We start from the raw sequence: 20,204 nt of genomic DNA, 5'->3' as shown, positions 1-20,204 counted from the left end.
CTGTGGGAGCGAGCCTGCTCGCGAAAGCAATTTGACAGACGCATTGATGTTGAATGTGCCGACGTCTTCGCGAGCAGACTCGCTCCCACAGGAAATGCGTTCACTCAGAAAATCGTACCCACCACCCCTTCCCCCTGCATCTGCTGCAGCAACGCCAACCCGTTATCAAAGAATTCCTGCGACCCGCTCTTCCCCGCCTCCACCGCCAACCCTTGCAGCTGCGCACGCCCGCTCAACCCGGGAAACTCTTCAAGGCGTTGCAACAACCGCCATGCCAATGGACTCAGCACGGAAAACTTCACACTCCAGTCTTCGGCCCGACGCACCAGCAGCAATGTCGGATGCTCCGGTGCAGTGTCCGGCTGGTAATCCGGTCCGACCAACTGCACCGGCCAGGTATAGGCCAACGGCCAGGCCAATGGCGAAACCTGCAACGGGCGATCCAGCAGCGAATCCACATCGCCGGTTGCCAACAGCTCGGCTTCGGATTGCTGCAAGGCCATTTCCACCCATTCATAGTGCGCCAGCTCCACCATGAAGGGTGGCCACGAACCATCGGCCAACGCCATCGGTTCAGAGGCGAGAAACTCGACGAACTCCTCGGCGATTTCACCAAATTTCGGGGTATGGGCGCGGTAGTCGCGCAGGAAGATCCGCACCAGCGTCCGCCAGCGCTCTTCACCAAGAATTTTCACCAGCACCGGAAAGGTGCCGCTTATCAGCGACGACAGGTTGTTGAACACCAGTTCGCGGTAAACCCGCGCCCGTGCCGGGTCCATTTCGGGTGGTGGCGCGCAGTGGTCGGGGTCGCGCAGGTACAGGCCCATGTTGCTCTGTTGATCAAACAGCGAGCGCTTGGCCACGGTTCACCTCCTCAGTCTGCAACCGGCGAATGGTCTGTAATTCGGCGACCAGTTCGGAGAACGCCGGAAAGTTGAAATCCCGCTCCAGCAAGGTCGGCTGCGCGCCGAACCGGGCGTAGGCCTGCGCCAGCAACGACCACACCGCCGGTTTGACCGAGGCGCCATGGGTGTCGATTTTCAGGGTGTCGGACTCATCGAAGTGCCCGGCGATGTGCATGGCCACCACACGGTCCGCATCGATGCCGGCCAGGAAAGTACGCGGATCAAAACCGTGGTTGATCGAGTTGACGTACACGTTGTTGACGTCCAGCAACAGGTCGCAATCGGCTTCGCGCAGGACGGCATTGGTGAAGGTCACCTCGTCCATGTCCTGCTGTGGCGCGGCGTAGTAGGAAACGTTTTCCACCGCCAGGCGCCGACCGAGAATGTCCTGGGACTGACGGATGCGCGCGGCGACGTGGTGCACCGCTTCTTCGGTAAAAGGCAGCGGCAACAGGTCGTAGAGGTGACCGTCATCGCTGCAATAGCTCAGGTGCTCGCTGTACAGCGGCACGTTGTAGTGATCGAGGAACACCCGCACCTCTTGCAGAAACCCGACGTCCAGCGGCGAGGGTCCGCCCAGGGACAGGGACAAGCCGTGGCAGGACAACGGATAGCGCTCGGCCAGGGCCCGCAGCGCCGCGCCATGGGCGCCACCGATGCCGATCCAGTTCTCCGGCGCGACTTCCAGAAAATCGAAATGGCCAGCCGGGGCGGCCTGGAGGTCCTTCATCAAACCGCGACGCAAGCCGAGCCCGGCGCTGGCCTTGGGGTATGGGGTGGGAGTCTGCATGGTGTCGATCTCAAGGGTTGTCAGAACGTGTTCACAGTTAACCGAAGTGGTGTATCGGCTCTGTGTTGCGCGTCGACAGAAAACCGCAGGACTTGTATCGCCAACGGGTCTGTACACATTGAGGTACAAACCCGTTATCCGGCGTTACGCCAGGTCGTACTTCTCACGCACCAGATGACCGATGCCCATGCGATCCAGCACCGGCATCGGGCACAGGAAGGTCACCCGCACGGTGCCCGGCAGGCGGCTGATATCGATGGAACCGGTGATGGTGGCGCGGTTGAGCACTTCGTCATACGGCAGGCCGGTGACATCGGCGGCGCGGGTCAAGCCGTTCTCCACCGCCAGGTTGAGGTTTTCCCCGCTGCCGATGAAGGTGATCGGGCCACTTTGCTCGATTTCGTGCTGACCCCAACGCTCGCCCAGTGCGCGGACATTGGCCCGTTGTTCGGCGTTCATGGGGCGCGCCATCGGCGGCAGATCGTCGAGGTTTTGCAGGAGGATCGGCCCTTCCAGGGTCAGGTTTTTCACCACCTGCACCACCACTTCGGTTTCCCCGGAACAATCGGTGGCATGCCCGGCGATCTCGCCGTTGCCCTGCTGGGCGTGCATGTCGCCCATGTACACACCCGCTCCCGGCACTTTCACCGGGCAGATCAGCACGCAGCCTTCGCGGATCGAGTTGGTGTCCATGTGCCCGTCGGTCTTGGCCGCGTGCAACTCTTCGCGGGTCATGCCGAAACGGTGCGGGGCGTTGATCAGGTACTGGCCGAAATCGGCACAGTTGTGCGAGTCGGGCAAGTCGCGGGAAGGCATCGTGCCGATGTTGCCGAGGAACGGCCGCATGTGCGCGGCGACACCGGGGATATCGGCGCGGGCCAGGGACAGGATCGAATGCTGCGCGGCGAATTCCGGCAGCGCCGACATCTCGGACGCCTTGCCGGCCAGTCGGTTGGCGATGTCCTGGTTGACCGTCAAGCTGACCTGATTCTGCGCATCGAACACGATCACATAGCCGTGGCTGAAGCGGAACGCGCTGACCTCGGCGCCACAGTGGTTGCAGCGAATCGCTTCTGCGCCGATGCCTTCGACGTGGCTTGCCGGATGCTCGGTGCCACACTTGGAGCAAAACTTGGAAACGAACGGGTCGCCGTTGTAGCGCCCCTCGACGAAGCTCATAACGCCGGACGAGGTGGCCAGGGAGGTGACGCGCATGCTCTTGATCTTGATCGCGACGGCATCGCCAATTTCCGCACCGGCGATGGCCACCGGTTGCGTCACTTCATGGCCGCCTTCGAAGGCCGGGGTGATCATCGGCCCCCAACAGCCCGGCGGCGTCCCGGTGATCAGGGTACCGCCGTCGGCCAATGGGCCGAGCATCGGCTGGCTGGGGCCGATGATGCCGTTGGTGTAGTGATCGACCCGAAGGCGATTGACAGGTTCGGATTTATTGTCGATTTCAGGCTGGAGCATGGTCATTGTTATCCCCTTGACGGTGTGGAGGGTGCCAGACGGCCTTCACAGTTCATCGCAGGTTTGTATCTGGTCTGTGTTCGGCGGTGGTCGGGAATTGAGGGGGACTGTATCGGGAGGCCGGTTAGACACACTGGGATACATGGGCTCCTGCCGCCGAACCCTGTGGGAGCAAGGCTTGCCCGCGATGGCGGTGTATCAGTTGGAAAGATGTTGTCTGACACACCGCCATCGCGGGCAAGCCTTGCTCCCACAGAGACTCTCGTCGCCTCGGTTAACAGTGCACACCTTGCGAACTAAACTTAATGCACCCAGGACGCGCAAACGTCCTGCCCATTCCCGCGACCACCGCCCAGGGGCGAATGCCTCGACAAACAATGCCTCTGGACCCTGATCCTCTTGAAGGAGCACACGTGATGGACGAGGCCAGACTCAACGATTTCATGGGCAAACTGGTGAATGACATGGGGGGCGCGGCAATGCTCGCCAACGTCATTCTCGGCGAGGAGCTCGGCCTGTACCGGGCCATGGCCGACAGCCAGCCGATCAGCCCGGAAACACTCGCCGACAAGACCGGCTGCAATCCCCGCCTGGTGCGCGAATGGCTCAGCGCCCACGCGGCCTCCGGCTACATGGAGCACACCGACGGCCAGTTCCGTCTGCCCGAAGAACAAGCCCTGGCCCTGGCCATCGAAGACTCACCGGTCTATATCGCAGGGGGTATCGGGGTGGTCGCGTCGTTTTTCCATGACAAGGACAAACTGGTCAAAGCCATGCGCGGCAACGGCGCCCTGCCCTGGGGTGATCACCATCCGTGCATGTTCAGCGGCACGGAGCGATTCTTCCGGCCCGGCTACAAGGCGCACCTGATCGCCGAATGGCTGCCGGCTCTCGACGGTGTGGTGGCCAAACTGGAGGCCGGGGCCAAAGTGGCAGACATCGGCTGCGGCCATGGCGCTTCGACGGTGATCATGGCCCAGGCCTATCCGGATTCGCGGTTCGTCGGTTTCGACTACCACGCGCCATCGGTCACCGTCGCCACCCAACGCGCCGAAGAAGGCGGCGTGTCTGGCCGGGCACGGTTCTTCCAGGGCACGGCAAAGAGCTACCCCGGCAACGACTATGACCTGGTCTGCTACTTCGACTGCCTGCACGACATGGGCGACCCGGTAGGCGCGGCCAAACATGCCTACGAGTCGTTGAAGCCGGACGGCACGGTGTTGCTGGTGGAACCGTTCGCCCATGACTCGCTGGACGAAAACATCACCCCGGTCGGCCGGTTGTTCTACGCTGCATCAACCTTCATTTGCACGCCAAACTCGCTGTCCCAGGAGGTGGGCCTCGGCCTCGGCGCCCAGGCGGGCGAGGCACGGTTGCGCAAAGTGTTCACCGAGGCCGGGTTCTCGAGTTTCCGTCGGGCCACCGAAACTCCGTTCAACCTGATTCTCGAAGCCCGCAAATAAATAGGGCCCCCTGTAGGAGCTGGCTTGCCAGCGAAGGCGGAGCATCTGTCGATAATGGATCGACTGGACGATTGCCTTCGCTGGCAAGCCAGCTCCTACAAAAGCGTCTACCGGAGTGTTGAAGATGCTCGACAACCTGCTCCACAACCAGCTCGATCGCCTCCAGCAACTCATGGCCGACGAGCCGTTCGTGGTCCTGACCGGTGCCGGTATCAGCACCCCGTCGGGCATTCCGGACTATCGCGACAACCAGGGCGTGCGGCGTGGGCGGCAGCCGATGATGTATCAGGAGTTTCTTTCGGCGCCCGAATCCCGTCGGCGCTATTGGGCGCGGGCGATGCTCGGCTGGCCGCGAGTGCGCCAGGCGCAGCCGAACGTGGCCCACGACACCCTGGCCCGCCTGCAGAGCACCCGGCGAATCAGCGGCTTGATCACGCAGAACGTCGACACCTTGCACGACCAGGCCGGCAGCCATGACGTGATCGAACTCCACGGCAGCCTGCACCGGGTGTTGTGCCTGGATTGCGGACAGCGCAGCGGGCGCGATTCGATCCAGCACCTGATGGAAGCGCAAAACCCCTATCTGGCCGGTGTGGACGCGGTGCAGGCCCCGGACGGCGACACCCTGCTGGACGCCGCTTTCGAAGCGCGCTTCCAGGTGCCGCATTGTCCCCATTGCGCGGGTGCGCGGATGAAGCCGGACGTGGTGTTTTTCGGCGAAAACGTCGCCCGTGAAACTGCGGCCAAAGCCATGGCGGCGGTGGAAAAGGCAGCGGGGTTGCTGGTGGTGGGGTCGTCGCTGATGGCGTACTCGGCCTTTCGACTGTGCCGGGCGGTGGTGGATCAGGGCAAGCCGTTGCTGGCGATCAACCTGGGCAAGACCCGGGCCGATGAGATGCTGGATTTGAAGATAGAGGGGTCGTGTGAGCAGCTGTTGCCTCTATTGGCGCACCGCCTTTCACTCGGTTCAACCTAAAACCCTGTGGGAGCGGGCTTGCCCGCGATGATGCCGGTAAATCCAGCATATTTGTGGACTGAACCACCGCCATCGCGGGCAAGCCCGCTCCCACAGGTAATGTGATCAGCTCATGGCAACTCGTTGCCCCAGGTTTTCCTCTTTCAACACATCAAACAATGCCTGAGCCGCCGCCGACAGCTCTCCCCCGGGCAGGGTCAGCACACCGACAGCCCGCTCCACCACCGGGTCGCTCAAGGTGATGCAATGCGCGCCCAGTTCGCGCATTTGTCCGGCGCACAAGGCGGGCACGGCGCTGACGCCCAAACCGCTGGCGACCATGCGCCCGACGGTCGCCAATTGATGGCTTTCAAACTCTACCGGTAACTTCATGCCTCTGGCCTGCAAATGCTCTTCCAGCATCACCCGTACCGTCGACGGTCGTTGCAAGGTGATGAACGGTTCCTTGAGCAAGGTCTGCCAGTCGATTTGATCCAGCTCGACCAGTGGCGAGCCATGGGGCACCACCGCCACGAACCGGTCCATGTACAACGGGGTGAACTGCAACGAGGAGCTCTGGGTCGGCTCAAACGCCACCCCCAGTTCCACCTGGCGGTCACGGACCATTTCCAGCACCTGTTCGTTGATCACATCGTTGACCGTGACGTTGACTTTCGGATAGCGGGCGCGGAAGGTCTTGAGCATCGGCGGCAGCAGGTTGCCGGCAAACGATGGCATGGCCGCCAGGGTCACACGACCGCGCTGGAGGGTGAAACGCTGGCGTAGCTCATCCTCGGCATTGTCCCAGTCGGCGATCAGGCGGCGCGCCAGGGGCACCAGGGATTCGCCCTCGGCGGTCAGCGCCACGTTGCGGGTGTTGCGGGTGAACAACCGTCCACCCAGGCCTTCTTCCAGCGCCTTGATGGTCAGGCTCAAGGCCGATTGCGACAGGTGCAGGCGCTCGCAGGCCACGGCGAAACTCAGGCTCTGGGCCACGGCCAGGAAGGCGCGGATCTGCTTGATGGTCATGGTCGCTTCGCTCCAGATATAAGCTACAAGCTTTAAGCTGCAAGTTGAAAAGCAGTGATTTGTTGAGTTTTATGAATTAATCGACATTAAAAATCAACTTAACAAATGAATACTCCGGCGCGACACTCCATCCATACGGCTAGCCAGCCGCCCACAAAGAATAAAAGAGGTGCATATGGCAGGTTTCGACAAGCGCGTGAGTTCCTACGAGGAAGCTCTTGCAGGTCTTGAAGACGGCATGACCGTGATCGCTGGCGGCTTCGGCCTGTGCGGCATCCCGGAAAACCTGATCGCCGAGATCAAGCGCAAAGGTACCCGTGACCTCACCGTGGTTTCCAACAACTGCGGCGTCGACGGTTTCGGCCTGGGCGTGCTGCTGACAGACCGCCAGATCAGCAAGGTGGTGGCCTCCTACGTCGGCGAGAACAAGCTGTTCGAAGAGCAACTGCTCAAGGGCGAAATCGAAGTCATCCTGACCCCCCAAGGCACCCTCGCCGAAAAAATGCGCGCCGGCGGCGCCGGTATCCCGGCCTTCTTCACTGCCACCGGTGTCGGTACTCCAGTCGCCGAAGGCAAGGAAGTACGCGAATTCCATGGCCGCAAGTACCTGATGGAAGAATCCATCACCGGCGACTTCGCCATCGTCAAAGGCTGGAAAGCCGACCATTTCGGTAACGTCATCTACCGTCACACCGCCCAGAACTTCAACCCGCTGGCCGCCACTGCCGGCAAGATCACCGTGGTCGAAGTCGAAGAAATCGTCGAACCCGGCGAGCTGGACCCGGCGCAGATCCACACCCCTGGCATCTACGTCGACCGGATCATCTGCGGCACGTTCGAGAAGCGCATCGAACAGCGCACCGTGCGTAAGTGATCCCCTGCCCCCGGACCGAATGAAGGAATAACAACAATGGCACTTTCCCGCGAACAAATGGCTCAACGCGTCGCCCGCGAAATGCAGGACGGCTACTACGTGAACCTGGGCATCGGCATTCCGACCCTGGTCGCCAACTACATCCCCGAAGGCATGGAAGTCATGCTGCAGTCGGAAAACGGCCTGCTCGGCATGGGTCCTTTTCCTACTGAAGAAACCATCGATGCCGACATGATCAACGCCGGCAAGCAAACCGTGACCGCGCGTATCGGCGCGTCGATCTTCTCCTCGGCCGAGTCCTTCGCGATGATCCGCGGTGGTCATGTCGACCTGACCGTACTGGGTGCCTTCGAAGTCGACGTGCAAGGCAACATCGCCTCGTGGATGATCCCCGGCAAGCTGGTCAAGGGCATGGGCGGTGCCATGGACCTGGTGGCCGGCGCAGACAACATCATCGTGATCATGACCCACGCGTCCAAGGACGGTGAGTCCAAGCTCCTGTCCCAATGCAGCCTGCCGCTGACCGGCGCCGGGTGCATCAAGCGCGTACTGACCGACCTGGCCTACCTGGAAATCGAAAACGGCGCGTTCATTCTCAAAGAACGCGCACCGGGTGTCAGCGTCGAAGAGATCGTCGCCAAAACCGCCGGTAAACTGATCGTCCCGGACCACGTTCCGGAAATGCAGTTCACTGCCCAGTGAGGAATCATTCCATGCAAGAAGTCGTCATTGTTGCCGCCACGCGCACCGCGATCGGCAGTTTCCAGGGTGGCCTGGCCAATGTTTCTGCTGTTGACCTGGGCGCGGCGGTGATCCGTCAGCTGCTGGCGCAAACCGGCCTGGATCCCGCGCAAGTCGATGAAGTGATCATGGGCCAGGTGTTGACCGCCGGCGCCGGGCAAAACCCTGCGCGCCAGGCTTCCATCAAGGCCGGCCTGCCCTTCGCGGTCCCTGCCATGACCTTGAACAAAGTCTGCGGCTCGGGCTTGAAAGCCCTGCACCTGGCTACCCAGGCGATTCGCTGTGGCGATGCCGACGTGATTATCGCCGGTGGCCAGGAAAGCATGAGCCTGGCCAACTACGTGATCCCCGGTGCCCGCACCGGCCTGCGCATGGGTCACTCGCAAATCGTTGACACCATGATCAGCGACGGCCTGTGGGACGCATTCAACGATTACCACATGGGCATCACCGCCGAGAACCTGGCGGAGAAGTACGGCATCAGCCGTGAACAGCAGGACGCCTTCGCCGCCGCCTCGCAGCAGAAAGCCACGGCCGCTATTGAAGCCGGGCGTTTTGTCGATGAGATCACGCCGATCCTGATCCCGCAGCGCAAGGGCGATCCGCTGTCCTTCGCCACCGACGAGCAGCCACGGGCCGGCACCACCGCCGAATCCCTGGGCAAGCTCAAACCTGCCTTCAAGAAGGACGGTTCGGTGACCGCCGGTAATGCTTCGTCGCTGAACGACGGTGCCGCCGCCGTGATCCTGATGAGCGCGGAAAAAGCCAAGGCCCTGGGCCTGCCAGTACTGGCCAGGATCGCCGCTTACGCGAACGCCGGCGTGGACCCGGCGATCATGGGCATCGGCCCGGTATCGGCCACCCGCCGCTGCCTGGACAAGGCCGGCTGGTCCATCGATCAGCTTGAGCTGGTTGAGGCCAACGAAGCGTTCGCCGCCCAATCCCTGGCCGTGGCCAAGGACCTGGAATGGGACCTGGACAAGGTCAACGTCAACGGCGGCGCCATCGCCCTCGGCCACCCGATCGGTGCCTCAGGCTGCCGTGTGCTGGTAACCCTGCTGCATGAAATGATCAAGCGTGACGCCAAGAAAGGCCTCGCCACCCTGTGCATCGGCGGTGGCCAGGGCGTGGCTTTGGCGATCGAGCGGGCGTAAAGCGTTCAACAGACTGCGCGGGGACCCACGAAGATCCGTCGCAGTCTGAAAAAACACCCGGTGCGACTTGCGTTGCACCGGGTTCTTTTTTTTCTGCACTTTCAGGTAGACCGCGTTATCGTTCTTCGCGAGCAGGCTCGCTCCCACAGGAGTATGCGTTTCAAACTGTGGGAGCGAGCCTGCTCGCGAAGAGGCCGGCCCATTCACCCGAAAAGCTGCAGGATCAACCAACCATTCGCCCCACTGATCACCCCAAACACCCCCCAGGCCAATACCCACGTCGGCAACCGATTCACAAACGGTCCCATCAGTGTCTGATCATTGGTCATGCGGATCAGCGGATACAGCGCAAACGGCAACTGCAGGCTCAGCACCACCTGACTCAGCACCAACAGCTTGCCCACCGCCTCGTCTCCCATCAGCCACACGCCAATGAACGCCGGGATCAATGCCAGCCCACGGGTGATCAGACGCCGTTGCCAGCAAGGAATCCGCAGGTTGAGGAAACCCTCCATGATCACCTGGCCGGCGATGGTGCCGGTGAAGGTCGAACTCTGCCCCGACGCCAGCAGCGCGACGCCGAACAGCACACTGGCCAATGCCCCGCCTACCAGTGGGTCGAGCAAGTGATAGGCGTCCTGAATGTCGACCACGTCGGTATGCCCGCTCTGGTGAAACGCCGCGGCAGCGAGGATCAGGATCGCCGCGTTGACCAGCAGCGCCAGGGCCAGGGAGCCGATGGTGTCGATGCGCGCCAGCTTGACCGCGTCCTGTTTGCTGGCAACGTCCTTGCCGATCAGCCGTGTTTGCACGATCGAAGTGTGCAGGTACAGGTTATGCGGCATCACCGTAGCGCCAAGAATGCCGATGGCCAGGTACAGTGGCGCGGCGTCGGCAAGAGCGGAGAGTGAGGGTTTGAAGCCTTGGGCAACGTCCGGCCAATAAGGCTTGATCAACAGCAGCTCGACAAAAAAACACACGCCAATGGTGCCCACCAGCACCAGCATGATGGCTTCCAGGCGGCGGAAGCCACGGTTCTGCAGGGCCAGCACCAGCAACGTGTCGAACGCCGTGAGGCCGATGCCGAACGTCAGCGAACAACCCAGCAACAAATGAAACGCCAAGGCGCATCCGAGCACTTCGGCAAGGTCCGTGGCGATGATCGAGATTTCCGCCAGCGCCCACTGAGTGTGCGCTGTTCGTGTGCCGTAGCGCTCTCGGCACAGCTGCGCCAGGTCACGCCCGGTGGCGATGCCGAGCCGCGAACACAGGCACTGCACCACCATCCCCGCCAGGCTCGCCAGCAGCACCACGAACAGCAGGCTGTAGCCAAACCGCGACCCTGCCTCGATCGCGGTCGCCCAGTTGCCCGGGTCCATGTAGCCGATGGACACCAGCAAACCGGGGCCGGCAAAGCGCAAAACACGTTTGAAAAACGACGCGCCGGGATCAACGGCAACGGTACCCGCCACTTCCGGCGGGCAAAACGGCGCGGTGCCGACTTTGGGCAAACTGAATTTCACGCGATGGTCCGTCAACAGGTGGGAGGCGCCCAGATTAGACGGTTCAGCCCATGCGCAACACCCTGTGTAGGAGCTGGCTTGCCAGCGAAAGCCATTTTACGTTCAAGGGCGATGTTGGGTGGACCGCCGTCTTCGCTGCGGTGCGACGATTGGACAAGCCAGCGCCTACAGGATGCGTGTTTTGTATACAACATTTGTGCACATGTAGAGCAATCCGTCCTCCGCGATGCTAACGTTGCCGCTTGACACAGATTGGAGATGTGCCCGTGCTGATGCTCAAACTGCTGATAATCCCAGGATTCCTGCTGCTGATTTCCCTGGCCGGCAAGGGCTGGGGGCCGAGCGTGGCGGGTTGGTTGTCGGGATTGCCGGTAGTGGTCGGGCCGATTCTGTTCTTCCTCGCCATCGAACAGGGTGAACGGTTCGCCGCGCAATCGGCCTTGGCGGCGCTATCGGCCATGTTTGCGATGATCGCCTTCTGCGTGACCTACGCCCAGGTTGCGCAACGGGCGAATTGGCCGCTGGCCCTGGCGATTTCGCTGTCGGTATGGGGCGTGGTCGCGGTGCTGCTGTCGTTGATCCCGCCGTCGCTGCTGTTTTCGGTGATGGCTGCTGCAACGGCCCTATTGGCCGCCCCCTACCTGTTCCCGTCGGTGCAGCCGACCATTGCAGGCCCGGCGCCGAAGTCCGACAAACTACTGCTGCGCATGATGGCCGGCGCCCTGCTGACCCTGGCCGTTACTTTGCTCGCCAGCACCGTCGGCGACCGCTGGAGCGGGTTGCTCGCGGTGTTCCCGGTGCTGGGCAGTGTGATGGCGGTGTTCTCCCATCAAACCCGTGGCCCGGCGTTTACCGCGGCCCTGCTGCGGGCGACCGCCACCGGCATGTATTCGTTCTCGGCGTTCTGCCTGGTATTAGCGCTGGCGTTGCCAGGGATGGGGATGAGCGCGTTTGCCCTCGGCGTGGCGGTATCGGTGGCGATGCTGGGCGTGACCAGACACCTGCTGGCGCGGCCCGTCGCTGCAGTGACGGCGGACGCTGGACGAACCGCGATCAAGCGCTAAGCTGCATCAGGTCATCGGGCAAGGGAAGTCGCCCGTTCCACGACTGAAGGAACAGACATGGCCACGTCTCGCGTCCGTAGTGCCCACTCCGCCACCGCGGTTGGTGTGATCGCCATATTCCTCTGGTCCTGCCTGGCGTTATTGACCACCCTCACCGAAGGCCTGCCCCCGTTTGAAGTACTGACCCTGAGTTTCGGCGTGGCGTTTGTCGCCAGCCTGGTCATCCTGGGTCGAAACGGCATCAGCGGATTCAACAGCTGGCGCCAACCCTGGGCGGTATGGGCGACGGGGTTTGTCGGCATCTTCGTTTACCACGCGCTGTACTTTTTCGCCCTCAAGGCCGCGCCGGCGGCCGAAGCCAGCCTGATCAATTACCTGTGGCCGCTGTTGCTGGTGCTGCTTTCGACCTGCGCCGCCGCAGAGAGGCTGCACAAGCGCCAAGTGCTCGGCGCCCTGCTGGGCCTGGCAGGCACAGCCTTCATCATGCAGCAACGCGACTCAGGCACCGGCGGCGCCATGCCGATCCCCGGCTACCTCGCAGCGTTTGGCTGTGCCCTGATCTGGGCCGGATATTCGGTGTTCAACCGTCGGTTCAAGGAAGTACCGAGCAGCATCATCGGGGGCATCTGCGGTATGTCTGCCGTGGGCGGACTGATCTGTCATCTGGCTTTCGAAACCACCGTATGGCCCGACGCGAATCAGTGGGCCGCGATTGTCGTGCTCGGGCTGGGCCCGGCGGGGCTGGCGTTTTTTGCCTGGGACCACGCCACCAAACACGGCAGCCTCGCCACTCTGGGCGCACTGTCTTACCTGGCACCGCTGATTTCCACCCTGCTGCTGATCGTCGTCGGGCGCAGCCATGCCAGCCCGGTCCTGATGATTCCAGCGCTGCTGATTATTGCCGGTGCGGTGATTGCCACCACACGGGCAACGGCGAAAGCGCCTGCAACACCTTCGATGGTTTCGCACGAATAGCCCAACAACTCCGTACGTCAATCGAACAGGTTTCGCCCACTATCAGCCTCAGTTCCTAACCCCTGTTGACTGAGGCCTACACCATGAAATTCTTTTTCCACCCTTCGCCGAACCCGATGAAAGTCGCCCTGTTGCTCGAAGAATTGCAAACGCCCTACGAGCTGATCGGCGTCGATACCTTCAAGGGCGAACAACACCTGCCAGCCTTTCTGGCAATCAATCCGAACGCCAAGGTGCCTGCGCTGGTCGATGGCGATGCCACGGTCTTCGACTCCCAGGCTATCCTGTTGCACCTGGCGCAAAAGCATCAACGCTTCCTGCCGACCAGCAGTGCCGGCAATGCCGAACTGCTGTCGTGGCTGATGTTCATCGCCACCGGCCTGTCGCCGTTCTCAGGCCAGGCCGTACACTTCCTGCACCACGCGCCGGAAGACCTGCCCTACGCGAAAAACCGCTACTTCAAGGAAGTCGAACGCCACTATCGCGTACTCGACCAGCGCCTGGCCGAGCATCAATACCTGGCCGGCGACAGCTACAGCATCGCCGACATGGCGCTCTGGGGCTGGGCCAACTACGCGCCGTATATCCTCGGTGAAAACGGGCTGGCGGCCTACCCGAACGTCAAGCGCCTGTTCGATGAAATAAGCGCCCGCCCGGCCGCCCAACGCGCGCTCGGCCTGAAGGAGAAACTGGTGCTGAAGGCGGAATTCGACGAAGAAACCCGCCGCAACCTGTTTCCGCAAAACCAGGCGCAGTAAGCCATTCCCGACCGTCGAAGGTGATGAAATGAGTGATCAAGTCGCGTTTATCGTTTACCTGCCGGCCAAACCGGAACGTTTCGCCGAAACGAGGGAACGGCTGCTGGAGGTGGTCCACCAGATGTCCGCCGAGCCGGACTTCGTCAACACCTGGGTGCACCAACTTCAAGACGACCCGAACACCCTGGTGCTCTACGAAACCTGGAACTGCAGCAAGGAAGACTTCATCGCTCGTCACTTGAGCAAGCCGTATCGCCAGGAATACGAGCGGTTACTGCCGCAGTTGCTGGCCAGCGAGCGGCGGATCGAGTTTCTGGACGTGATCAAGCGCTATCCGGTGCGGCGCGAAGCCTAAGCGTATTGCATTGTTTGACTTTACCGGGGCGACCGTCCGTTAGCCCACACTGGAACCTGCCACAACCTCCATGGGATGATCGCGCCCCCCACCGCGCGACCATCCCTGGAGATTCACTGATGTCACTGTTTAGTAAAAAAGCCGTTGTCCTGCTGCTGGCGGCGGTTGCCACTTTGGGGGCTTTGAATGCGCAGGCCGCCAAGGCCACGGCTCCGACCAAGGAGGCGGCAGCGACCCAGAAGGTCTCGATGCTCGGCGGCAAATTCACGTTCACCTTGCCCAAGGGCTTCGTCGCCAACCCGCTGCCGACCAGCCCCACCGGCGCGAGCGGCACCATGTACGCCAACGAAACCACCAAGACCGTGATCATCGCGGCTGAAAACAGCCTGCCGGAAGGCACCCAGGTCAAGGACAACGACGGCGCGTTTCTCGATGGCACCGCCGCCGACTTCGACGCGGCGCAACGCAAGGCCCTGCCGGACTACAACAAGCTCAGCGAAAAAAGCCTGACCCTGAAAACTACCGGGCTGGGTGTGCGTCAGGTCGACAGCACCGCGACCCAGGGTGGTGGCATGACCCTCAATACCACGCTGATGGCGGCGTCCGGCGGACGCATGACTGTGATTCAGGTCATTTCCCGCCCCGGCGACATGGCGGCCCACGAGACGCTGATCAAGCAGATCGTCAGCGGCAAATAAACCTCAGGGGTTGAGTCGCTGTAGCCAGGCGCTCAGGTCCTGCATTTCTTCGGCACTGATGTTATGGCCGATACCCTGGTAGGCGTGAAATTCGGGTTCGAGTGACACGCTCTGCAACAGGCTGTTGGCCTCGGTGCCGTCGCTGTACGGCAGACGCTTGTCCGCCGTGCCATGACCGATGAATATCGCCAGCGACTGGCGTTTTTCATCCGGTTTCAGCTCGGACCGCAACACCGGCAGAATCCGCCCACTCAATGCGGCGATCCCGCCTACCGCCTCGGGGTGCCGCAGGGCGACTTCATAGGACATGATCGCGCCCTGGCTGAATCCCACCAGAAACACCCTGGCCGGTTCGGTGTGATATTTCTTCGCCGCCTGAGCGACGAAATCCAGCAGCAACTGGCCGCTGGTCTTCAGATCATCGGTCTCGCCGTTGTAGGCACCTTCGCCCTTTTTGCGAAACCACTGGTAGCTGCCCTCTTCCATCACCATCGGCGCGCGGACCGACAGGTAGGTGTATTGCGCGGGCAACTCATCCTTGATGCCGAACAGATCCTGCTCGTTACTGCCGTAGCCGTGAAGGAAAATCACCAGGGGCTGATCGCGGGAATCGAGGTTGGCCTGCTCCAGGTACTTGAGCGGCAGGTCGGTTTGCAGCGGGGTTTGAGCGTGGACAGCGGCGGATGCCAGCAGCGTGAGCAGAGCGAGAAACTTCAACATAAGCCTTCCTTCACAGTGCGCAGGATTCGGGGCAAAGCCTAACATTTCTTCCCATCATCTCATGCACTTCTGTGGGAGCTGCCTTGCCAGCGATAGCGCCCTCAAGGACCTCATCGCTGGCAAGCCAGCTCCTACAGATGAATCGGATCAGTCGTTGATCAGCTTACCCACCCGAATCGGCTCACGTCCCGCCACCTTCGCCTGCCAGGTCCCCGGTTGCGTATAGCGCCCGCGATCAATGGCAAACAGCACACCACTGGTCCCCGCCCGCACGGTGGTGACTTTGTCGTTCAGCGGGTCGACCACTTCGAACAGTGCATCGCCCTTCTCCACCCACTCACCGGCCTCACGCAGAAAACTGACCACCCCGTGATGTGGCGCGAACAGGTATTCGGTGCCTTCGAACGGCATGCCTTCACAGCAATCACCCGGCGCCGCCGGCCAGGTGCCATTGATGAAACCCTGCTCGGCGAGAAAGCCTAGAATTGCCTCGCAATTGGCTTGGGCCTGGTCCACACGGGTGTCGCCCATGCTGCCCAGCTCCAGGGTTGTCGCCAGGTTGGCCGGTGGAATCGCCGCGTCGGGAAACGCTCTTGCCAGGCGCAACCACGGCGAGGAACAAGATTCGTCGAAGGAGCTGCCGCCGGAATCTTCACACAGCAACGCCACGCCGGCCTTCAAGCGCGCCGCCAGGGATTGCCACTGCGGCCAGTGCTGCGGTAATGCGTAAATGTGGATGGTCGCATCGAAGTCGCAATGCAGATCGAGGGTGATATCGGCATCACAGGCATGGCGTAACAACAAGCGATGCATCGCTTCCAGTTGCGAAGCTGGAGCCGGCAAGCCATCGAGCACCTGGCCCATGGCCTGGCGGATCAGCACGATATTGGCCTGCGCGTCGCTGCCCAGGCGATCACCGATCAACGCTGCCACCGGGGCACTGAGTTCGACGAACGCGCGGTTGAAGTTCTTGCCGCTGCCCAATTCGAAGCGGCCCATGTGGCTGCCTTGCAAGTGCTGATCGAGACCGATGGGGTTGGCCACCGGCACCAGTTCGATCACACCCTGCAACTGGCCCTGACTTTCCAGCTCGGACAAACGCTTCTTCAGTTCCCAGGCCGTGCGCATGCCCGGCAGCTCATCGGCGTGCAGGCTGGCCTGGATGTAGACCTTGCGAGTGCCATTGCCATAACGGAACACACTGAGGGTGCGTTCGGTTCCGAGGTGGCTCCAGGGCAGTGGATGGTCGATGCGTTGCATGGGGGGAACTCCTGAAATTTTGAACGGCGAGATCACCTGTGGGAGCGAGCCTGCTCGCGAAAGCGGTATAACAGGTGACATCATTGCTGAATGTCAAACCGCATTCACGAGCAGGCTCGCTCCCACAGGGTTCTCTTCTGAAATTGAAAGCATAAAAAAAATGGCAGCCGCGTCAACGGCTGCCATTTTTTAAACGGTTCGATTACTCGCCGTAAACGTCAAACTTGAAGTACTTGTCCTGCACTTGCTTGTACTTGCCGTTGGCACGAATTTCGGTGATGGCCTTGTTGAATTGCTCGGCCAGGACGGTATCGCCCTTGCGCACAGCGATACCGGCACCGCCGCCGAAGTATTTCGGATCGTTGTACTCAGGACCCACGAAAGCGAAGCCTTTACCCGCGTCGGTCTTCAGGAAACCGTCGTCGAGGTTGACCGAGTCGGCCAGCAGCGCATCGACGCGACCGGAGACCATGTCCAGGTTGGCTTCCTGCTGGGAGCCGTAACGCACCAGTTGAATACCGGCCGGTACCAGCACTTCGGTGGCGAAGCGGTCATGAGTACTGGCGCGCAGCACACCGACCTTCTTGCCCTTGAGCTCGGTCAGCGGGTCCTTGATGTCGGTGCCTTCCTTCATCACGAAGCGCGCCGGGGTGTGGTAGTACTTGATGGTGAAATCGACGTTCTTCTTGCGGTCGTCGGTGATGGTCATGGACGACAGGATGGCGTCGATTTTCTTGACCTTCAGTGCCGGGATCAGGCCGTCGAATTCCTGCTCGACCCACGTGCACTTCACTTTCATCTGCTCGCACAGCGCGTCGCCGATATCGACGTCGAAACCGGTGAGTTTGCCATCAGGGGTTTTCATCGAGAATGGCGGGTAACCGGCTTCGATACCGATGCGGATCGGCTTGGCGTCTTCGGCCACGGCGGTCAGGGACAACATCGACAGTGCCAGGGCACCGAACATCACTAGCTTCTTCATTTATAACTCCTGTGTGCGGAGGCTTTATAAGCATCTTATATAGACAGCTTCGATAGGCAGCTTTCGGTCGTTCGCTTGTGGCGGGCAAGACCGAAGTGGCCGGCAGTCTAGAGTGGCTTGGGCGGTGGCACAAGATTTCGGCAGCGGTCCGACTGAAGAGTCTTGCTAGCGACGAGCCCTTTTTTACGGCACATTGACCGCCAGACCGCCCATTCAAGAGAAGCGTGATGTCCGAGTTGAATCTGATCCAGCACCACCCCGCCGAGGGCCCGGGTGCCATCGCTGAGTGGGCCACCTCCCGAGGGGTGACACTGAACGTCTTTCGCGCTGACCTCGATCAGTTGCCGGCGGTGAGCTCGGCACCAGCGATTCTGCTGGGCGGCCCCTATGAATCCAACGCCGGACCGGCATGGCTCGAAGCCGAACGCCAATGGCTGGCCGCCAGCCTGAAGCAGGATGCCCCCGTGTTCGCCATCTGCCTGGGAGCGCAGTTGCTGGCCCTGGCCCTGGGTGGCAATGTGCGGCGCATGGAACGCACCGAAACCGGATGGACCACCGTTAACTTCAGCGACGGTCAGTGTTTGAGCGTGCTGGAATGGCACGAAGACGCCATTGACCTGCCGCCGAATGCGCAATTGCTGGCCAGCAGCGAACAGTGTGCGCAACAGATGTACCGCGTCGGGCCGAACCGGATGGGCTTGCAGTTTCATCCAGAGTGGAACGCCGAGTCGGTGGCGCTGCTGAACCGGCATTTTGCCGAGGAGTCGCCGTTGCCTCGGGACCCGCAGGACAGCGCCGCCCATGCCGCCGTTTTTGACTGGTTGCAGGCGACGCTGGATGCGTGGTGGCGCGCGGTTTAAATGGAGGAGCCGGCTTGCTGGCGATGGCTGCGTATCAGACGCTGCATTGTCGACTGGACTGCCGTCTTCGCCAGCAAGCCGGCTCCTGCATGAGTGATTTCAGCATTCGCAACTGACAACGATATTGGCTGGCCTCTGCACCGCAACACTCAACTCAAACCCTTCATCCAGCCACCCGGTCACCCCACCGATCATCTCCTTGACCGGGTAACCCAGCGCCGCCAGTTTCACCGCCGCCTTGTTTGCGCCGTTGCAGTGCGGACCCGCGCAATAGACCACGAACAGGCTGGTTTTCGGGTAGGCCGCCAGACCTTCAGCCGTGAGTAACCGCCCCGGAATATTGATCGCACCCGGTACATGCCCACGCTCGAACGCCAATGGGCCACGCACGTCCACCAGGACGAAATCGATTTCACCGGCCTGCTGGCTGCCGTGAACGTCGGAACAATCGGTTTCGAATGTCAGGCGGTTGCTGAAGTGCATCAGGGCGATGGCCGACGGGGCGGCAGGAATTTCGCGGACCAGGCTGGTCATGGGCAGGACTCCAGGGTGTCATTGGGTGTGAGCAGACTTTATCCGCCTGCCACTTGCCGCTACAGTGGCGCACAAGACACTCACCGGGAATTTTCCGCCAAATGCAGCCTGCCCCTGGATTGGTCGCCATTCTGGCCTACGACGGCCTCTGTACGTTCGAGTTCGGCATCGCCGTGGAAATCTTCGGTCTGGCGCGGCCGGAATTCGATTTTCCCTGGTACGAACATCAAATCGTCGCCGTCGATCAAGGACCGATGCGCGCCATGGGTGGCATCCAGGTATTGGCCGACGGTGGCCTGGAACTGCTCGGGCATGCCCGCACCATCATCATTCCCGGCTGGCGCGACCGCAACGCTGCAGTACCCGAGGCGTTGCTTGCAGCGCTGCGCCAGGCCCATACCCGTGGCGCGCGGTTATTGTCGATCTGCTCGGGGGTGTTCGTATTGGCCGCCACCGGCTTGCTCGATGGTCACGGGGCTACCACTCATTGGCGCTACACCACGGAGCTGGCCGAGCGCTTTCCGGACATTGTGGTGGACCCGGACGTGTTGTATGTCGACTCGGGCCAATTGATCACCTCGGCCGGCAGTGCAGCCGGCATCGATGCGTGCCTGCACCTGGTGGCACGGGACTTCGGCACGCAGGTGGCCAATGCCGTGGCGCGGCGACTGGTGATGTCGCCGCAACGCACCGGTGGCCAAGCGCAGTTCATTCCCACGCCGGTCAGTCCTACACCGCGCAGCGATCTCTCCCGCGTCATGCAGTGGGCACGCGAGCGGCTGCATGAACCGCTGGAGGTGCGCGACCTGGCGAGCGAAGCGGCCATGAGTGAACGCACATTCCTGCGGCGCTTCACCGAAGCCAGCGGCCAGTCGCCCAAGACATGGTTGCAACACGAACGCCTGGGCCGCGCCCGTGAACTGCTGGAAAGCACGAATCAAAACACCGAGCAAATTGCCCAGCGTTGTGGCTATCGTTCCGTGGAAAGCTTTCGGGTGGCGTTTCGCAGCGTGGTGGGCGTGCCGCCGTCGGTGTATCGGGAGCGGTTTGGGCGCGGGGTCAAAGTCATTTCCTGAGGTGACCGGTCAGGC

At 61.7% G+C, this 20,204-nt stretch carries 21 protein-coding genes; 12 read left to right on the top strand and 9 right to left on the bottom strand.

The annotated features are described in order from the left end of the window. Nucleotides 1-104: 104 nt before the first annotated feature. The 3 genes from LAB08_RS10210 to LAB08_RS10200 form a co-directional block, all read right to left on the bottom strand. On the bottom strand, nucleotides 105-863 hold the full coding sequence (locus tag LAB08_RS10210; protein WP_096512330.1) for an HvfC family RiPP maturation protein: 759 nt from the start codon (nucleotides 861-863) through the stop codon (nucleotides 105-107). Further along, nucleotides 841-1,695 (bottom strand): HvfB family MNIO-type RiPP peptide maturase, encoded by an 855-nt coding sequence (locus tag LAB08_RS10205; RefSeq protein ID WP_096512331.1) that lies wholly within the window; start codon nucleotides 1,693-1,695, stop codon nucleotides 841-843. The genes LAB08_RS10210 and LAB08_RS10205 overlap by 23 nt, the downstream gene beginning before the upstream one ends. Before the next feature lie 144 nt (nucleotides 1,696-1,839). Then, nucleotides 1,840-3,174, bottom strand: coding sequence for an acetamidase/formamidase family protein (locus LAB08_RS10200; protein WP_096512332.1), 1,335 nt, complete (start codon nucleotides 3,172-3,174; stop codon nucleotides 1,840-1,842). A 410-nt stretch (nucleotides 3,175-3,584) separates the two neighbouring features. On the opposite strand from LAB08_RS10200, the gene LAB08_RS10195 reads away from it, so the two are divergent. After that, nucleotides 3,585-4,631 carry a class I SAM-dependent methyltransferase gene (locus tag LAB08_RS10195; RefSeq protein WP_096512333.1) on the top strand — a complete coding sequence of 349 codons (1,047 nt, stop codon included), beginning with the start codon at nucleotides 3,585-3,587 and terminating at the stop codon, nucleotides 4,629-4,631. Nucleotides 4,632-4,755: 124 nt separating this feature from the next. Next, entirely contained in the window at nucleotides 4,756-5,607 is an 852-nt protein-coding gene (locus LAB08_RS10190; RefSeq protein ID WP_096512334.1) for an NAD-dependent protein deacetylase, read from the top strand. Nucleotides 5,608-5,712: 105 nt separating this feature from the next. Here the strand turns inward: LAB08_RS10190 and LAB08_RS10185 are convergent, their stop codons facing one another. Then, nucleotides 5,713-6,615 (bottom strand): LysR family transcriptional regulator, encoded by a 903-nt coding sequence (locus tag LAB08_RS10185; RefSeq protein ID WP_096512335.1) that lies wholly within the window; start codon nucleotides 6,613-6,615, stop codon nucleotides 5,713-5,715. A gap of 175 nt (nucleotides 6,616-6,790) precedes the next feature. On the opposite strand from LAB08_RS10185, the gene LAB08_RS10180 reads away from it, so the two are divergent. The 3 genes from LAB08_RS10180 to LAB08_RS10170 are packed head-to-tail and all read left to right on the top strand — an operon-like array spanning nucleotide 6,791 to nucleotide 9,384. After that, nucleotides 6,791-7,489, top strand: coding sequence for a CoA transferase subunit A (locus LAB08_RS10180; RefSeq protein WP_007975747.1), 699 nt, complete (start codon nucleotides 6,791-6,793; stop codon nucleotides 7,487-7,489). 36 nt (nucleotides 7,490-7,525) lie between these two features. Continuing rightward, the gene (locus LAB08_RS10175) at nucleotides 7,526-8,191 is read left to right on the top strand and encodes a CoA transferase subunit B (RefSeq protein ID WP_096512336.1); all 666 of its coding nucleotides are present in this window, start codon (nucleotides 7,526-7,528) and stop codon (nucleotides 8,189-8,191) included. A gap of 11 nt (nucleotides 8,192-8,202) precedes the next feature. Further along, nucleotides 8,203-9,384, top strand: coding sequence for an acetyl-CoA C-acetyltransferase (locus LAB08_RS10170; RefSeq protein ID WP_096512337.1), 1,182 nt, complete (start codon nucleotides 8,203-8,205; stop codon nucleotides 9,382-9,384). Between the two features lie 203 nt (nucleotides 9,385-9,587). Here LAB08_RS10170 and LAB08_RS10165 read toward each other — a convergent pair whose 3' ends face one another. Beyond that, the gene (locus tag LAB08_RS10165; protein ID WP_096512338.1) at nucleotides 9,588-10,907 is read right to left on the bottom strand and encodes an Nramp family divalent metal transporter; all 1,320 of its coding nucleotides are present in this window, start codon (nucleotides 10,905-10,907) and stop codon (nucleotides 9,588-9,590) included. Nucleotides 10,908-11,173: 266 nt separating this feature from the next. Between LAB08_RS10165 and LAB08_RS10160 the strand changes: the two genes are divergently transcribed. From LAB08_RS10160 to LAB08_RS10140, 5 genes are all read left to right on the top strand, one after another. Beyond that, the gene (locus LAB08_RS10160) at nucleotides 11,174-11,971 is read left to right on the top strand and encodes a hypothetical protein (RefSeq protein WP_096512339.1); all 798 of its coding nucleotides are present in this window, start codon (nucleotides 11,174-11,176) and stop codon (nucleotides 11,969-11,971) included. Between the two features lie 57 nt (nucleotides 11,972-12,028). Then, nucleotides 12,029-12,946: an aromatic amino acid exporter YddG gene (gene yddG / locus LAB08_RS10155; RefSeq protein ID WP_096512340.1), complete on the top strand. Its 918-nt coding sequence runs from the start codon at nucleotides 12,029-12,031 to the stop codon at nucleotides 12,944-12,946. An 83-nt stretch (nucleotides 12,947-13,029) separates the two neighbouring features. Continuing rightward, on the top strand, nucleotides 13,030-13,704 hold the full coding sequence (locus LAB08_RS10150) for a glutathione S-transferase family protein (RefSeq protein ID WP_096512341.1): 675 nt from the start codon (nucleotides 13,030-13,032) through the stop codon (nucleotides 13,702-13,704). Nucleotides 13,705-13,732: 28 nt separating this feature from the next. Further along, the gene (locus LAB08_RS10145; protein ID WP_096512342.1) at nucleotides 13,733-14,059 is read left to right on the top strand and encodes a putative quinol monooxygenase; all 327 of its coding nucleotides are present in this window, start codon (nucleotides 13,733-13,735) and stop codon (nucleotides 14,057-14,059) included. A 119-nt stretch (nucleotides 14,060-14,178) separates the two neighbouring features. Continuing rightward, the gene (locus LAB08_RS10140) at nucleotides 14,179-14,757 is read left to right on the top strand and encodes a DcrB/PsbP domain-containing protein (protein ID WP_096512343.1); all 579 of its coding nucleotides are present in this window, start codon (nucleotides 14,179-14,181) and stop codon (nucleotides 14,755-14,757) included. A gap of 3 nt (nucleotides 14,758-14,760) precedes the next feature. Here the strand turns inward: LAB08_RS10140 and LAB08_RS10135 are convergent, their stop codons facing one another. The 3 genes from LAB08_RS10135 to LAB08_RS10125 form a co-directional block, all read right to left on the bottom strand. Then, a complete protein-coding gene (locus LAB08_RS10135; RefSeq protein WP_096512344.1) occupies nucleotides 14,761-15,477 on the bottom strand; it encodes an alpha/beta hydrolase in 717 nt (238 codons plus the stop codon). A 147-nt stretch (nucleotides 15,478-15,624) separates the two neighbouring features. Further along, on the bottom strand, nucleotides 15,625-16,737 hold the full coding sequence (locus LAB08_RS10130) for a succinylglutamate desuccinylase/aspartoacylase family protein (RefSeq protein ID WP_096512345.1): 1,113 nt from the start codon (nucleotides 16,735-16,737) through the stop codon (nucleotides 15,625-15,627). A 202-nt stretch (nucleotides 16,738-16,939) separates the two neighbouring features. Continuing rightward, nucleotides 16,940-17,719, bottom strand: a complete 780-nt coding sequence (locus LAB08_RS10125; RefSeq protein WP_096512346.1) for an ABC transporter substrate-binding protein — start codon at nucleotides 17,717-17,719, stop codon at nucleotides 16,940-16,942. A 227-nt stretch (nucleotides 17,720-17,946) separates the two neighbouring features. Between LAB08_RS10125 and LAB08_RS10120 the strand changes: the two genes are divergently transcribed. After that, nucleotides 17,947-18,579: a type 1 glutamine amidotransferase gene (locus LAB08_RS10120; protein WP_096512347.1), complete on the top strand. Its 633-nt coding sequence runs from the start codon at nucleotides 17,947-17,949 to the stop codon at nucleotides 18,577-18,579. A 99-nt stretch (nucleotides 18,580-18,678) separates the two neighbouring features. Here the strand turns inward: LAB08_RS10120 and LAB08_RS10115 are convergent, their stop codons facing one another. Beyond that, entirely contained in the window at nucleotides 18,679-19,113 is a 435-nt protein-coding gene (locus LAB08_RS10115; RefSeq protein ID WP_096512348.1) for a rhodanese-like domain-containing protein, read from the bottom strand. Nucleotides 19,114-19,214: 101 nt separating this feature from the next. Here LAB08_RS10115 and ftrA point away from each other — a divergent pair, with 101 nt between their 5' ends. Beyond that, nucleotides 19,215-20,189, top strand: a complete 975-nt coding sequence (ftrA, locus tag LAB08_RS10110) for a transcriptional regulator FtrA (protein ID WP_096512349.1) — start codon at nucleotides 19,215-19,217, stop codon at nucleotides 20,187-20,189. Nucleotides 20,190-20,204: the final 15 nt, after the last annotated feature.

Source organism: Pseudomonas izuensis (assembly GCF_002356535.2).
Classification (GTDB): domain Bacteria; phylum Pseudomonadota; class Gammaproteobacteria; order Pseudomonadales; family Pseudomonadaceae; genus Aquipseudomonas; species Aquipseudomonas izuensis.
The sequence above is the reverse complement of the archived record's forward strand: the minus strand, read 5'-3'. Positions and strand labels throughout refer to the sequence as shown.